A 12,844-nucleotide genomic window follows, 5' to 3' on the forward strand; every position below is an offset into this window, starting at 1 on the left:
TAGCCACCCGGTCTAAGAAAAATGAACATTCGTAAATAAATTTGTACACTTAGTTTTACAGCGAAAATACGCCGCCGATCTCGGCACCGACGCCAGTGCGAAGCAGGATCAGCACGAAATGCCGCCAAAAGCGATGATTTTAAGTAGAAGAAAAGTGAATAAATGAGGGATAAAAATTAAAAACTTAAGCTAATGGCGGCTATTTTTGTCGCCGAAATGAACCGATATAATGTGACCGTCATCAACAATAACTCCCCTTAACAACTGGATCCAAGATGCTCTCTTCTCGCGCTCGTCGCGCTTTTCCGCTGTATATTTGCTGTTTAACGACTTTCACCAGTGTTTCAGCCCTTGCCGACAATACGCTTTTCACCGCGATGGACGATCCGGCCACCGCCAAGAAACCGTTCGAAGGCAACGTGCAGGCGGGCTACAACGCCCAGTCAGGCAACTCGCAGAGCTCCACCCTGTTGGCCAACACCAACATGACCTGGTTCAACAGCGACGCGGCGTACAGCCTGTGGGGGGCGGCCAACAACACCACCTCCTCCAACGTGCGCTCGTCCGAAAAATACCAGGCCGGTGGCCGTACGCGCTATAACCTGACCGATCGCAACTACCTGTTCGGTCAGGCCAGCTGGCTGAGTGACCGTTTCAACGGTTACGATTCACGCTCCACGCTGACCGGCGGCTACGGCCGTCAACTCCTTAACGGGCCGCTCAGTGACCTGCGGGTGGAATTCGGTCCCGGCGTGCGCCATGACGAATACCATGGCGGCGGCCGCTCGACCAAGGGGCTGGCCTATGGTGCGGCCAACTATTCCTATCAGTTGACCGACAACACCAAGTTCATTCAGGGCGTTTCCGCGCTGGCGAACGAAGAAACCACGCTGAACTCGGAAAGCGCGTTGAACGTGGCGATCAACGATCGCTTCTCATTGCGCGTGGCTTACACCGTGACCTACAACAGCAAACCGCCGGCCTCAGCGCCGAAGAACACAGATACCACCACCTCGGTCACGCTGGTCTACGGCCTGTAATCTCCCCCATTATTTCTCGAAGCCCATCATCGATGGGCTTTTTTTATGCCGCCCCCTCCCTCTTTTGCACAATCTGCTAAAAATATTCACCTCACCCATTGACGACTTTAGCAAATAGCTTAATACTGTATGCATATACAGTAATTATCATACAGGCCAGGAGCATGATGGATATCGATAGCAAGCTGTCTCGCATTGATGCCTCCGGCTCCCGAGATTCTGTAAACGAAGCGAGCATAATGCTATGGAGAAAATAACCTCATTCATCACCTACGCCATGGCGCTGTTTCTCGCCTGGCTCGGCAAGCTGTCTCCGCAGGACATTGCCTTTTTAGTCGGTGCGGCGGTAGGCATCGGCACGTTTCTGGTGAACTGGTACTACCGACGTAAAAGCCTGCAGATCTTGAAGGCCATTGAGCGCAATGCGACATCGCGGAGGAAAATTTACGATGAGTGCAACCGTTAAGCGCTGCAGCGTCGCCGCCGTTTTGACCATCGCCGTGCTGTTGCCGTCATTTGGCGAGCTGCAAACCTCAGAAGCCGGCCTCAGGCTGATAGCCGATCTCGAAGGTTGCCGCCTGTCGCCTTACCAGTGCAGCGCCGGGGTGTGGACGCAGGGCATTGGGCACACCGCTGGCGTCATCCCTGGTAAAGCGATCGATGAACACAAAGCCGCGATGGATTTGGTCGACGATGTTCGCCGCACCGAGCGCGGCATGGCCGCCTGCCTGCCGGATACGCTCTCGCAACAAACCTATGATGCGGCGATCGCCTTCGCCTTCAATGTGGGCGTCAGCGCAGCCTGCCACTCTACGCTGGTCGCGCTGCTGCAACAGCGCCAGTGGCGGCAGGCCTGCGATCAGCTGCCACGCTGGGTTTACGTAAACGGAAAGAAAAACAAAGGGCTGGAACAGCGACGCGCCATGGAACGCGCACTGTGCTTGCAGGGCATTGCCTCATGATGACGAGTTCGCTCGCCAAAGGATGATGCCACACCAATTTCACTTAATTTGTTCAAGGGGGTTCTTATGATGCACTGTCCACTATGCGGTCACGTGGCCCACACTCGCTCCAGCCGCTATCTGAGCGAGTCGACCAAAGAGCGTTACCATCAATGCCGCAACATCAATTGCAGCTGCACGTTCGCCACGCACGAATCCGTCGCGCGGGTGATCGTCAAACCTGGCGATGACATTATCCCGGCTCAGCCTCACCCGCCGGAGAGTCAGCAGAAACACAGCGCCGCAGCGCTGTAATGCAAAAAGCCTGCTTATGCAGGCTTTATTATGTTGGCGGTGCGCAGACGAAATCTCGCAAATGCAACATGTCGAGGTTTTAAGATAAAAAAAGGGGTTGGCATAATGCCAACCCCTGATAACTATTAACTTTTGGATGCAGCGTTAGTTAACGCGGTTCAGACGCTCTTTGATACGAGCAGCCTTACCAGTACGCTCACGCAGGTAGTACAGTTTAGCTTTACGAACGGCGCCACGACGTTTAACAGTAATGCTGTCGATTACTGGGGAGTGAGTCTGGAATACGCGCTCAACACCTTCGCCGTTGGAAATCTTACGAACAGTGAATGCAGAGTGCAGACCGCGGTTACGGATAGCGATAACCACGCCCTCGAATGCCTGCAGACGTTTTTTGCTACCTTCAACGACCCATACCTTCACTTCCACGGAATCACCCGGACGGAATGCAGGTACGTCTTGTTTCATCTGCTCTTGTTCAAGTTGCTTAATAATGTTGCTCATAATATGTCTCTTACCCTAGGTAAACTGATATATCGGTCCCGTCTGATGTCAGACGTTTCCTTCATAGTCCTGTTGCCTGGCCTGATGTTCCCGTTGGAACTCAGCCAGCAACACCGCTTGCTCGTCAGTCAGAGCTAGGCTTTCTAGAAGTTCAGGTCTTCTAAGCCAGGTTCGGCCCAGCGACTGCTTTAAGCGCCAGCGACGTATCTCGGCATGGTTGCCCGACAGCAGAACCGGCGGTACTTCCATTCCTTCCAACACCTCGGGGCGGGTATAGTGCGGGCAGTCCAGCAATCCGTCGGCGAAGGAGTCTTCCTCCGCTGAGGCCTGATGGCCCAGCACACCCGGTATGAAACGGGCGACTGAATCAATCAGGGTCATCGCCGGCAGTTCCCCGCCGCTGAGAACGTAATCGCCGATTGACCATTCTTCGTCAATTTCGGTTTGGATTACGCGCTCGTCTATCCCTTCGTAACGGCCGCACACCAGAATCATCTTCTGATTGGCCGCCAGTTCGCACACGCCGGTTTGATCCAGCTTGCGCCCCTGAGGTGACAGATAAATCACCTTTGCTCCCTCGCCTGCCGCTGCTTTCGCCGCATGAATGGCTTCCCGTAAAGGTTGCACCATCATCAGCATTCCCGGGCCGCCGCCGTAAGGGCGATCGTCCACGGTGCGATGCCGGTCGTAGGTGAAGTCGCGAGGACTCCAACACTGCACGCTCAGCAGGCCATTTTTTACTGCCCGGCCAGTCACCCCGTAATCGGTGATAGCGCGGAACATCTCAGGAAACAGGCTTACAATACCGATGAACACAAGCCAATCCCCTTACCGTTATTCCACTTGCTTCGACCGTTTGATCCGGGGGTCAAAAACCAGGATCCCAATCTGCCTCAATCACGCGAGCAGTGAGATCGACTTTCTTGATAACCTGCCCATGAAGAAACGGAATCAACCGCTCCTTCATGCCGAACGCATCTTTCAGGTTCGCTTTCACAACCATCACATCGTTCGAGCCGGTTTCCATCATATCGATGACTTTACCCAGCTCGTAGCCGGCGGAGGTGACTACCTGGCAGCCCATCAGGTCTTTCCAGTAGTAATCATCACCCTCCAACGGAGGAAGTTGATCGGAATCCACCATAATCTCGCGATTAGTCAGCAGATTCGCCGCGTCCCGATCGTCAATGCCTTTGACTTTGATGATCAGATCCTGACTGTGGCGCTTCCAGTCTTCCAACTCGATATGCTGCCACTGACCCGCCTGCTGGATAAACCACGGCTGATAGTCAAAAATGCTTTCGGCGTTCTCGGTGGATGAAAACACTCTGAGCCAACCACGAATGCCGTAAGCGGAACCCATTTTACCGAGTACAATCGGCTGCTTAGGCGCTACCGGTTTGAGTTGCTTGCTCATTGCCACCACCGCGACAGATTAAGCTGCTTTCTTAGCGTCTTTGATCAGCGCGTGAACGCGATCAGAAACGGTTGCACCCAGACCAACCCAGTGCTCGATGCGGTCCAGGTCCAGACGCAGTGCTTCAGCCTGACCGGAAGCGATCGGGTTGAAGAAGCCTACGCGCTCGATGAAACGACCATCACGAGCGTTGCGGCTGTCGGTCACTACTACTTGATAGAACGGACGCTTTTTAGCGCCGCCACGTGCCAAACGAATTGTTACCATAACATCCTCTTTAGTTAATAAAACAGCCGGGCCCCATTGAGGGACGGGGCCCGGTTGCAATATAAAAAGCCCGAAAATTTTACTCATTTTGGCGCAAAAAGCAATCTAAAGCGTCGATCGCAGGGGACAACTTTTGCAGCCTGTCAAATTTCGGACGGTTTTCACCGCGAACGGCGAATGCTGAAAGCGCCCGCACTCGGCGTGCGGAAGCCCGTCAGCGGCCAGGGAAGCCCGGCGGCATCATACCTTTCATGCCGCGCATCATCTTCGCCATACCGCCTTTTTTCATCTTCTTCATCATACGCTGCATTTCGTCGAACTGCTTCAGCAAGCGGTTGACGTCCTGCACCTGCATGCCGGCCCCCATCGCGATGCGGCGCTTGCGCGAGCCCTTGATGATTTCCGGTTTGGCACGCTCTTTCAGCGTCATCGAGTTGATGATCGCCTCCATGCGCACCAGCACTTTGTCGTCCATCTGCGACTTGACGTTGTCCGGCAGCTGGCCGGCGCCCGGCAGCTTGCTCAGCATATTGGCCATGCCGCCCATGTTGCGCATCTGCTTGAGCTGCTCCAGGAAGTCGGTCAGATCGAAACCGTCGCCCTTCTTCAGCTTGTTGGCCAGCTTCTCCGCCTGCTCGCGGTCGACCTTGCTTTCGATATCTTCGATCAGCGACAGCACGTCGCCCATGCCCAGGATGCGCGATGCCACGCGATCCGGGTAAAACGGCTCCAGCGCTTCGGTCTTCTCGCCGACGCCAAGGAACTTGATCGGCTTGCCGGTGATATGGCGGATGGACAACGCGGCACCGCCGCGCGCATCGCCGTCGACCTTGGTCAGCACCACGCCGGTCAGCGGCAGCGCTTCGTTAAACGCCTTGGCGGTATTGGCGGCGTCCTGGCCGGTCATGGCGTCGACCACGAACAGGGTCTCCACCGGCTTGATCGCCGCGTGCACCTGTTTGATCTCGTCCATCATCGCTTCGTCAACGTGCAAGCGGCCGGCGGTATCGACAATAAGGACATCGTAGAACTTCAGCTTGGCCTGTTGCAGCGCGCGATTGACGATGTCGATCGGTTTTTCTTTGACGTCAGACGGGAAGAAGTCGATGCCGACGCCTTCCGCCAAGGTTTCCAGCTGTTTGATCGCCGCCGGGCGATAAACGTCCGCGGAAACCACCAACACTTTCTTCTTCTGTTTTTCTTTCAGGAACTTGCCGAGCTTACCGACGCTGGTGGTTTTACCGGCGCCCTGCAGGCCCGCCATCAGCACCACCGCCGGCGGCTGGGCCGCCAGATTCAGCTCGGTGTTGACTTCGCCCATCGCGGCGATCAGCTCGCCCTTGACGATCTTGACGAACTCCTGCCCCGGCGTCAGGCTTTTGTTGACTTCATGGCCAACCGCGCTCTCTTTGACGCGGTTGATGAAGTCGCGCACCACCGGCAGCGCAACGTCCGCCTCCAGCAATGCCATGCGCACTTCACGCAGGGTTTCCTTGATATTCTCTTCGGTCAGCCGCCCGCGGCCGCTGATATTGCGCAACGTGCGCGACAATCGATCGGTTAAATTTTCAAACATCGTCTCATGCTCAACGTGTAATGACAGGCCGCTCCGGCGACACAATTGCGCCGATGATAACACGAAGCGCGCAGGATCTCTGCCTCAGCGTTGGAGATAGGTTGGAGTGAAACGCGCGCAACGCTATACTGACACTCCAATTAACCACGCCGAAGCAAAATTAAACGTTATGCCAGTTTTCTCCATTGTGGCTTTGATGGCCTACCTGCTCAGCCTTGGACTGATCATTCCCAGCTTGTTGCGGAAGAACAGCGCATACCGTCGGCTCGCCCTCGTCTCGGCGGTGGTGGCGTTGATTTGCCACGCCATCGCGCTGCAGCAGCGCATCTTTGACGTCAGCGCCGGGCAGAATCTCAGCCTGCTGAACATTGGTTCTATCGTCAGCCTGATCATCTGTTCGGTGATGACCTTCGTCGCTTCACGCGATCGCGGCTGGTTCCTGCTGCCAATCGTCTACAGCTTCGCGATGATCAATCTGGCCTTCGCCAGCTTCATGCCCGGCGAGTTCATCACTCACCTGGAAGCCAGCCCGGAATTGATGGTGCATATCGGCCTGGCGCTGTTCTCTTACGCCACCCTTATCATCGCCGCGCTCTACGCCTTACAGCTCGCCTGGCTCGACTACCTGTTGAAAAACAAAAAGCTGACCTTCAGCGCCGACATGCCGCCGCTGATGAGCATCGAGCGCAAGATGTTCCATATCACCCAGATCGGCGTGGTGCTGCTGACGCTCACCCTGTGCACCGGCCTGCTGTACATGGATAATCTGTTCAGCAAAGAGAACGTGCATAAAGCCGTGTTGTCGATCATGGCCTGGTTCGTGTATATCGTGTTGCTGTGGGGCCATTACCATGAAGGCTGGCGCGGCCGCCGCGTCGTCTGGTTCAGCTTCGCCGGCGCCTTCCTGCTGACGCTCGCCTACTTCGGCAGCCGTCTGATTCAACAGGTGATGGTGCGCTGAGCCAGCCCGGTTCAACTTTCCCTCTCTATAAGGAATACTGCATTGGAGCATGTGTCGACGGGGACCCTCATCATTATCCTGGTGATCATGATCGTGGTCTCCGCTTACTTCTCCGCCTCCGAAACCGGCATGATGACGCTCAACCGTTATCGCCTGCGTCACCTGTCCAAACAGGGTAACCGTTCGGCGCGCCGGGTGGAGAAGCTGCTGCAAAAACCGGATCGGCTGATCGGCCTGGTGCTGATCGGCAACAACCTGGTCAACATCCTCGCCTCGGCGCTGGCGACCATCGTCGGCATGCGGCTGTATGGCGATCTCGGCGTGGCGATTGCGACCGGCGTGCTGACCTTCGCCGTGCTGCTGTTCGCTGAAGTGCTGCCGAAAACCTTCGCCGCGCTCTATCCGGAACGCATCGCCTTCCCCAGCAGCGTCCTGCTGGCCCCGTTGCAAAAGGTGATGTTCCCGCTGGTCTGGTTGCTCAACGGCATCACCAGCCTGACCTTGCGCCTGTTCGGCATTCGCACCAACGTGCGCATCAGCGACGCCGTCAGCAAGGATGAGCTGCGCACCATCGTGCGTGAATCCCAGTCGCAGATCTCCCGTCGCAATCAGGACATGCTGATCTCGGTGCTGGACCTGGAAAAGGTGACGGTCAACGACATCATGGTGCCGCGCACCGAGATCGTCGGCATCGACGTCAACGACGACTGGAAGTCGATCATGCGCCAGCTGACCCACTCGCCGCACGGCCGCATCGTGCTGTATCGCAGCTCGCTGGACGACGCGATCGGCATGCTGCGCGTGCGCGAAGCCTATCGCCTGATGACCGAGAAAAAAGAGTTCAACAAAGAGAACCTGCTGCGCGCCGCCGATGAGATCTACTTCGTACCGGAAGGCACGCCGCTCAACGTGCAGCTGGTGAAGTTCCAGCGCAATAAAGAGAAGGTCGGCATCGTGGTCGACGAGTACGGCGACATTCAGGGCCTGGTTACGGTGGAAGACATCCTCGAGGAGATCGTCGGCGACTTCACCACCTCGATGTCGCCGACGCTGGCGGAAGAAGTCACGCCGCAGAGCGACGGCTCGGTCTTGATCGACGGTACCGCCAACGTGCGGGAGCTGAACAAGGCCTTTAACTGGACTTTACCCGCCAATGAAGCTCGCACCGTCAACGGCATGCTGCTGGAAGAACTGGAAGAGATACCCGAAATCGGCACCCGGGTGCGTATCGGCCATTACGATATCGACATTCTCGACGTGCAGGGCAATATGATCAAACAGGTGCGGGTCACGCCGATCACCTCGCTGCAGTCGAGCGTCGGCCATCATTAACCCTCCGCCAGAACGTAAAAAAGACGCGAAATCGCGTCTTTTTTTATCTCTGCGGGCCACGCACGACTAGATATGCAGTTCCTGCAGCTTCTCTTTCGGCAGCGCCAGTTCGTCGTTGTGGTTCACCACCACGCCGTTATCCAGAATGTGCTTGGCGATTTCCTGCGCTTCTTCCAGCGAGTGCATGTGGTAGGTACCACACTGGTACTCGTTCAGCTCAGGGATCTTGCGCTGGTCGGTCACTTTCAGCACGTCTGCCATCGCCGCTTTCCAGGCATCGGCAACGCGCTGCTCTTCCGGCACGCCGATCAGGCTCATGTAGAAACCGGTGCGACAGCCCATTGGGGAGATGTCGATAATCTCCACGCCTTGGCCGTTCAGGTGGTCGCGCATAAAGCCGGCGAACAGGTGTTCCAGCGTGTGAATGCCGCGTTCGGGCATCACTTCCAGGTTCGGGCGGCAAAAGCGCAGATCAAATACCGTGATGGTATCGCCATGAGGCGTTTTCATGGTTTTTGCAACGCGGACAGCCGGAGCTGCCATACGGGTATGATCGACGGTAAAGCTATCCAGCAATGGCATTTCGCTACCTCCTCGTAAAAGAGCATTTATTTCGAAACTTTTTTTCCTAACCGGGAAACCTTTTCCAACCCTGCGAGTCTGAGTATGTGAAAGACGCGCATTTGTTATCATCATCCCTGTCATCAGAGATGCATATTTGGCCACATTGATGTGGCCTTTTTCTTTTTCAGCTTCCGCCGTTTTGCTTCAGGAACGCTTCAAAGCTTAGCGTATCATTGGCTTCTATGTCGCGTTGACGCTGCCAAGAGGCTTCCCGCTCTTTATCCAGCTCGGCTTCGTTCAGGATTTCCAACGGTTCTTCCAGCAATGTCTGGCGATACTGCTCCGCCAGCTGCAGACCAACGCGTCCGGTGCCTTCCGCCTTCATCGCCTTCAGAATGCGCGCGGAGAAGGTCAGTTCCGGATCGTCGAACGCGGCGACCAGCTCATCGCACACCTGCTGGTATTGACGATTACCGGCTTCGCCGTCCAACACTTCCGCGACCCGACGCAGATCGGCGAACAGCGCCTTGCCCACTTTTTCCAACGGTTCATGGCTGGCGCCACAGCCGATGCCGATGGTCTGGCCCGGCTTGCGCCCTTCCAGAATCACCCGGTTCCAGTTCTTGCGCGTGCACAGCAGTTCATCGCTGCTCATCTCCGGCGCATCGGCCAGCGCGCACCACACTAGGAACAGATCCAGGAAACGCGCCTGCACCGCATCCACGCCGATCGGCGAGAACGGGTTGATATCCAACGAACGCACTTCGATGTATTCGATACCGCCGCGCAGCAGCGCGTCTGACGGCGTCTCGCCGCTTTTGGTCACGCGCTTCGGCCGGATCGGCGCATACAGCTCGTTCTCGATTTGCAGCACGTTGCTGTTCAACTGCAGGTAGCGATCACCCTCTTTCACGCCCAGCTTGGCGAACTCTTCGGAAGGCGTAACGATCGCCCGCTTCAAACCGGCCACATAGCTGTGCAGATCGTTGAAGGTAATGCCCAGATTACTCTGCGATTTGTTGGTGTAACCCAGGTCGCTCAAACGCAACGAGGTGGCGTATGGCAGGTAGCACATGCCCTGTTCGGTACGCTCGAACGGCAGATTGGTCTCGCGCCCTTTGAGGAACGAAGAACAGATCGCCGGCGATGCGCCGAACAGATACGGGATCACCCAACCGAAACGGTAGTAGTTGCGGATCAGGCGGAAATAGCCCGCCGAGATCTGCTCTTTACCGCTTTCTGCGTCCTGCACGCCGGCCCAGGCCTGCCAAAACTCCAGCGGCAGCGAGAAGTTGTAGTGCACGCCGGAAATGGTCTGCATCAGCGCGCCATAGCGATTCTTCAGCCCTTCGCGGTACAGCGTCTTCATGCGGCCGATGTTCGACGAACCGAACTGCGCCAGCTCAATATCCTGTTCGGCTTCGATAAAGCACGGCATGCTGAGCGGCCACATGCGTTCATCGCCAATATTGCGCGCCACGTAGCGATGAATATCGCGCAAGAACGTCAGCAGGTGATCGATATTGTCATCAACCGGCGTAATGAACTCTAACAGCGCCTCGGCGAAATCCGTGGTGATCCAGTGATGCGTCAATGCCGCCCCCAGCTTTTCCGGATGCCCGGTAGTCGCCAAGGTGCCGTTCGGCGTGACTCGCAGCGTTTCACGCTCGATGCCGCGACGAATGCCTTTTAATGCCTGAGGATGGGCTTCCAACCAAGAAAGCGCCTGTGATACGTCCGGGATCAAATTGACCTCCCGCTTCTAAAAACAATAACTCGTAAGCATACTGAATCCGCACCCGAGAGAATATTGAGTTATATTCACTTGGTTACTGCCACCAGGCGATGCCCTGTACCGTTATCATAGTCAAAACGATGTAACGCAGCGCCTTTCCGATACACAGAAACAGCGCGACAGAGCCCCAGGGCATGCGCAGCCAACCTGCCAACACGCACAACAAATCGCCCACCACCGGCACCCAACTGAGCAACAGCGCAGCCGGGCCGAAGCGTTGCAGCCACCCGAGCGCCGTTGCCAGCCCCCGCTGTGGTTTCAACGCCGGTAACAGGCGCCCGATAATGACATTGGTCAAGCCGCCCAGCGTGTTGCCCAGGGTCGCAGCCAGCACCAGCAACTCCGGCGAGACGCGACTCTGGGTCAGCAAAGCGACCAGAACGATTTCTGAATTTCCCGGCAGCAGCGTCGCACTGAGGAGGCTGCTGCCAAATAACGATATTACGGCTAGCGTACTACTCACAGCGTGCGAACGTCTACCACGTCCATACCGGCGCTTTTTGCCGCCTGAATGCCGAACTCGGCGTCTTCAAACACCAAGCACTTTTCCGGCGGCACGCCGATAAGTTCGGCGCAACGCAGGAAGGTGTCCGGCTCCGGTTTATGGCGCTGTACGTCGTCCGCACCGACGATCGCGTCGAAGCAGTTGAATAGGCCGAGATGACGCAGCAGCATTTCCGCCATGCGGTGCTCGCTGCCGGTACCGACCGCCATCGGACGGCGACCGTGATAGGATTTTACCACCTCGATCAGCGGCAACGGGCGCACGCTGTCCAACAGCATCGCCTCCACCGCGCGGGTTTTCTCCGCGGCCAAGTGATGGGGATCGAGATCGGCCTGGTGGCTGGCGATAATCGCCTGAGCGATGCGCCAGGTTGGTGAACCGCTCAGCGCCACCATAGCCGCTTCATCAAACGTCATGCCATAACGCGACAGCACTTCACTCCACGCTTTGCGGTGCGTTGGCTCGGTGTCCAGAATCGTGCCGTCCATGTCGAAAATAAGACCCTGATAGCGGTCGTACATCGTTACTCCATGATCGTTGAGGAAAGAAAACTACTTTAGCGTAAAGCCGTTGGGTTGTCGCTGACTGCGTCATAGCGGAATGTGCTGTGATCGATCGGGTACAAAGCAGGAAAGGGGTGAAGAGAGAATGGCTAAATGCTGAAAAGCGAAAAACCCGCCAGGGCGGGTTTCTCTTAGATGGTGCATCCGGGAGGATGATTCGGCGCCAACGCCTCACCCTGCGGGCCGTTGCTAAAGCAACGTTATCCTCCCCAAGGACACTTTCTTTTTACCACCCGCATGACGATTTCTCTTCGCGATACGGGAGGTTAAACATGGTGCATCCGGGAGGATTCGAACCTCCGACCGCTCGGTTCGTAGCCGAGTACTCTATCCAGCTGAGCTACGGATGCATGACTGTTTTTGCCGCTTGTCTGTTTCACGAATAACAGAAAAGCAAAAACCCGCTAAGGCGGGCTTCTCTTAGATGGTGCATCCGGGAGGATTCGAACCTCCGACCGCTCGGTTCGTAGCCGAGTACTCTATCCAGCTGAGCTACGGATGCATTACTATTTTTACCGCGCGCCGGCTTTGCTAATAAAGCCAGGCTTTAAGAATGGTGTATCCGGGAGGATGATTCGGCGCTAGCGCCTTACCCTGCGGGCCGTTGCTGAAGCAACGTTATCCTCCCTGGGAACACTTTTTTCCTCTCACCCGCATGAAAATTTTTCTTCGCGACGAATGAGATTAAGAATGGTGCATCCGGGAGGATTCGAACCTCCGACCGCTCGGTTCGTAGCCGAGTACTCTATCCAGCTGAGCTACGGATGCACAGGAATTCTTTTTTGATACCGTATGGTACGTTGTTACTACCCCACCATACTGCAAAATATGGTGCATCCGGGAGGATTCGAACCTCCGACCGCTCGGTTCGTAGCCGAGTACTCTATCCAGCTGAGCTACGGATGCAAATGGCGGTGAGGCGGGGATTCGAACCCCGGATGCAGCTTTTGACCGCATACTCCCTTAGCAGGGGAGCGCCTTCAGCCTCTCGGCCACCTCACCATACGCTTCTTTCGAATTGTGCCTAACTTGCTTTGGAGAAGCTCATCGGCACTGCGTGGCGCACA

At 56.3% G+C, this 12,844-nt stretch carries 15 protein-coding genes and 5 tRNA genes; 6 read left to right on the top strand and 14 right to left on the bottom strand.

The window, feature by feature from the left end:
* The first annotated feature begins 275 nt into the window (after nucleotides 1-275).
* From ACMGF7_RS03740 to ACMGF7_RS03755, 4 genes are all read left to right on the top strand, one after another.
* Complete coding sequence (locus ACMGF7_RS03740) at nucleotides 276-1,040, top strand: DUF481 domain-containing protein (RefSeq protein WP_004932469.1); 765 nt, start codon at nucleotides 276-278, stop codon at nucleotides 1,038-1,040.
* Nucleotides 1,041-1,284: 244 nt separating this feature from the next.
* Nucleotides 1,285-1,506, top strand: coding sequence for an HP1 family phage holin (locus ACMGF7_RS03745; RefSeq protein WP_004932472.1), 222 nt, complete (start codon nucleotides 1,285-1,287; stop codon nucleotides 1,504-1,506).
* Nucleotides 1,490-2,002: a lysozyme gene (locus ACMGF7_RS03750; RefSeq protein ID WP_197800183.1), complete on the top strand. Its 513-nt coding sequence runs from the start codon at nucleotides 1,490-1,492 to the stop codon at nucleotides 2,000-2,002. Before ACMGF7_RS03745 ends, ACMGF7_RS03750 begins: the two co-directional genes overlap by 17 nt.
* Nucleotides 2,003-2,068: 66 nt before the next feature.
* Nucleotides 2,069-2,296, top strand: a complete 228-nt coding sequence (locus tag ACMGF7_RS03755; protein ID WP_021505301.1) for an ogr/Delta-like zinc finger family protein — start codon at nucleotides 2,069-2,071, stop codon at nucleotides 2,294-2,296.
* A 144-nt stretch (nucleotides 2,297-2,440) separates the two neighbouring features.
* Here the strand turns inward: ACMGF7_RS03755 and rplS are convergent, their stop codons facing one another.
* The 5 genes from rplS to ffh form a co-directional block, all read right to left on the bottom strand.
* Entirely contained in the window at nucleotides 2,441-2,797 is a 357-nt protein-coding gene (rplS, locus tag ACMGF7_RS03760; protein ID WP_015376707.1) for a 50S ribosomal protein L19, read from the bottom strand.
* A gap of 48 nt (nucleotides 2,798-2,845) precedes the next feature.
* Nucleotides 2,846-3,613 (bottom strand): tRNA (guanosine(37)-N1)-methyltransferase TrmD, encoded by a 768-nt coding sequence (gene trmD / locus ACMGF7_RS03765; RefSeq protein WP_004932485.1) that lies wholly within the window; start codon nucleotides 3,611-3,613, stop codon nucleotides 2,846-2,848.
* Nucleotides 3,614-3,665: 52 nt separating this feature from the next.
* Nucleotides 3,666-4,214, bottom strand: a complete 549-nt coding sequence (gene rimM / locus ACMGF7_RS03770; RefSeq protein ID WP_015376706.1) for a ribosome maturation factor RimM — start codon at nucleotides 4,212-4,214, stop codon at nucleotides 3,666-3,668.
* 18 nt (nucleotides 4,215-4,232) lie between these two features.
* Nucleotides 4,233-4,481, bottom strand: a complete 249-nt coding sequence (gene rpsP, locus ACMGF7_RS03775) for a 30S ribosomal protein S16 (RefSeq protein WP_004932501.1) — start codon at nucleotides 4,479-4,481, stop codon at nucleotides 4,233-4,235.
* A gap of 214 nt (nucleotides 4,482-4,695) precedes the next feature.
* Nucleotides 4,696-6,057, bottom strand: coding sequence for a signal recognition particle protein (ffh, locus tag ACMGF7_RS03780; protein WP_004932504.1), 1,362 nt, complete (start codon nucleotides 6,055-6,057; stop codon nucleotides 4,696-4,698).
* 169 nt (nucleotides 6,058-6,226) lie between these two features.
* Here ffh and ACMGF7_RS03785 point away from each other — a divergent pair, with 169 nt between their 5' ends.
* Together ACMGF7_RS03785 and ACMGF7_RS03790 are read left to right on the top strand one after the other, a co-directional pair.
* Entirely contained in the window at nucleotides 6,227-7,018 is a 792-nt protein-coding gene (locus ACMGF7_RS03785) for a cytochrome C assembly family protein (RefSeq protein WP_004932506.1), read from the top strand.
* Between the two features lie 42 nt (nucleotides 7,019-7,060).
* On the top strand, nucleotides 7,061-8,350 hold the full coding sequence (locus tag ACMGF7_RS03790) for an HlyC/CorC family transporter (protein WP_053091190.1): 1,290 nt from the start codon (nucleotides 7,061-7,063) through the stop codon (nucleotides 8,348-8,350).
* A 66-nt stretch (nucleotides 8,351-8,416) separates the two neighbouring features.
* On the opposite strand, the gene luxS is transcribed toward ACMGF7_RS03790, so the two are convergent.
* The 9 genes from luxS to ACMGF7_RS03835 all read right to left on the bottom strand — a co-directional run bounded on the left by luxS (nucleotide 8,417) and on the right by ACMGF7_RS03835 (nucleotide 12,779).
* Entirely contained in the window at nucleotides 8,417-8,932 is a 516-nt protein-coding gene (gene luxS / locus ACMGF7_RS03795; protein ID WP_004932513.1) for an S-ribosylhomocysteine lyase, read from the bottom strand.
* A gap of 166 nt (nucleotides 8,933-9,098) precedes the next feature.
* Nucleotides 9,099-10,661: a glutamate--cysteine ligase gene (gene gshA, locus ACMGF7_RS03800; RefSeq protein WP_049240037.1), complete on the bottom strand. Its 1,563-nt coding sequence runs from the start codon at nucleotides 10,659-10,661 to the stop codon at nucleotides 9,099-9,101.
* A gap of 82 nt (nucleotides 10,662-10,743) precedes the next feature.
* The gene (locus ACMGF7_RS03805) at nucleotides 10,744-11,172 is read right to left on the bottom strand and encodes a YqaA family protein (protein ID WP_164095557.1); all 429 of its coding nucleotides are present in this window, start codon (nucleotides 11,170-11,172) and stop codon (nucleotides 10,744-10,746) included.
* Nucleotides 11,169-11,735: a fructose-1-phosphate/6-phosphogluconate phosphatase gene (yqaB, locus tag ACMGF7_RS03810; RefSeq protein ID WP_164095556.1), complete on the bottom strand. Its 567-nt coding sequence runs from the start codon at nucleotides 11,733-11,735 to the stop codon at nucleotides 11,169-11,171. The genes ACMGF7_RS03805 and yqaB overlap by 4 nt, the downstream gene beginning before the upstream one ends.
* Nucleotides 11,736-12,050: 315 nt before the next feature.
* Nucleotides 12,051-12,127 (bottom strand) — tRNA-Arg (locus tag ACMGF7_RS03815).
* Nucleotides 12,128-12,202: 75 nt separating this feature from the next.
* Nucleotides 12,203-12,279 (bottom strand) — tRNA-Arg (locus tag ACMGF7_RS03820).
* Between the two features lie 189 nt (nucleotides 12,280-12,468).
* Nucleotides 12,469-12,545: transfer RNA gene (locus ACMGF7_RS03825), tRNA-Arg, on the bottom strand.
* Nucleotides 12,546-12,606: 61 nt separating this feature from the next.
* Nucleotides 12,607-12,683 (bottom strand) — tRNA-Arg (locus tag ACMGF7_RS03830).
* A gap of 3 nt (nucleotides 12,684-12,686) precedes the next feature.
* Nucleotides 12,687-12,779, bottom strand: a tRNA-Ser gene (locus ACMGF7_RS03835).
* Nucleotides 12,780-12,844: the final 65 nt, after the last annotated feature.

This window comes from Serratia sp. BNK-17, from assembly GCF_048684935.1.
Classification (GTDB): domain Bacteria; phylum Pseudomonadota; class Gammaproteobacteria; order Enterobacterales; family Enterobacteriaceae; genus Serratia; species Serratia nematodiphila.

What these genes read in the sequence shown, in the direction of transcription:
- ACMGF7_RS03740 (WP_004932469.1), top strand. Translation starts at nt 276, where the DNA reads ATGCTCTCTTCTCGCGCTCGTCGCGCTTTTCCGCTGTATATTTGCTGT.
- ACMGF7_RS03745 (WP_004932472.1), top strand. Translation starts at nt 1,285, where the DNA reads ATGGAGAAAATAACCTCATTCATCACCTACGCCATGGCGCTGTTTCTC.
- ACMGF7_RS03750 (WP_197800183.1), top strand. Translation starts at nt 1,490, where the DNA reads ATGAGTGCAACCGTTAAGCGCTGCAGCGTCGCCGCCGTTTTGACCATC.
- ACMGF7_RS03755 (WP_021505301.1), top strand. Translation starts at nt 2,069, where the DNA reads ATGATGCACTGTCCACTATGCGGTCACGTGGCCCACACTCGCTCCAGC.
- rplS (WP_015376707.1), bottom strand. Translation starts at nt 2,797, where the DNA reads ATGAGCAACATTATTAAGCAACTTGAACAAGAGCAGATGAAACAAGAC.
- rimM (WP_015376706.1), bottom strand. Translation starts at nt 4,214, where the DNA reads ATGAGCAAGCAACTCAAACCGGTAGCGCCTAAGCAGCCGATTGTACTC.
- rpsP (WP_004932501.1), bottom strand. Translation starts at nt 4,481, where the DNA reads ATGGTAACAATTCGTTTGGCACGTGGCGGCGCTAAAAAGCGTCCGTTC.
- ffh (WP_004932504.1), bottom strand. Translation starts at nt 6,057, where the DNA reads ATGTTTGAAAATTTAACCGATCGATTGTCGCGCACGTTGCGCAATATC.
- ACMGF7_RS03785 (WP_004932506.1), top strand. Translation starts at nt 6,227, where the DNA reads ATGCCAGTTTTCTCCATTGTGGCTTTGATGGCCTACCTGCTCAGCCTT.
- luxS (WP_004932513.1), bottom strand. Translation starts at nt 8,932, where the DNA reads ATGCCATTGCTGGATAGCTTTACCGTCGATCATACCCGTATGGCAGCT.
- yqaB (WP_164095556.1), bottom strand. Translation starts at nt 11,735, where the DNA reads ATGTACGACCGCTATCAGGGTCTTATTTTCGACATGGACGGCACGATT.